Consider the following 536-nt stretch of genomic DNA (forward strand, 5'->3'; position numbering starts at 1 on the left):
GACTTGGAAAGCTTTGTCACACCAAGTGATTCGACAAGTTTCTCCATGCGTCGGGTAGACACCCCGAGCAGATAACAGGTGGCGACCACCGAGGTCAGGGCTCGTTCGGCACGTTTGCGGCGTTCGAGCAGCCAGTCCGGGAAGTAACTACCCTGACGCAGTTTGGGGATCGCGACGTCGATCGTGCCGACACGAGTATCGAAGTCGCGGTGGCGGTATCCGTTTCGGCTGTTGACGCGTTCATCGGATCGTTCGCCGTAGCCGGCACCGCACATCGAGTCGGCTTCGGCGCTCATCATGGCCTGAATGAACGTGGACATCATGTTGCGCAGGAGATCCGGGCTCGCGACGGCGAGTTGCTCGGACAGCATTGCGGACGGGTCGATAGGCTGGACAGAGGTCATCGCGTGAAACTTTCTTCCTTCAAGTGACTTGGCGGTCTTTTGAAGGATCACGCGGTGACCACCCTCTACTCGGCTACGACACGCCCAGACTTCGCTGAGGGCCCGTCGTACACCATCCTGCTGGACTCAACC

Annotated in this window: 1 protein-coding gene; it reads right to left on the reverse strand. The window is 59.3% G+C overall.

The window, feature by feature from the left end; genetic code table 11:
* The coding region (locus A5789_RS30240; protein ID WP_197516769.1) for a transposase at positions 1-404 on the reverse strand (404 nt) is incomplete at its 3' end.
* Between the last annotated feature and the right edge of the window lie 132 nt (positions 405-536).

The organism is Nocardia sp. 852002-51101_SCH5132738, from assembly GCF_001665695.1.
GTDB lineage: Bacteria > Actinomycetota > Actinomycetes > Mycobacteriales > Mycobacteriaceae > Nocardia > Nocardia nova.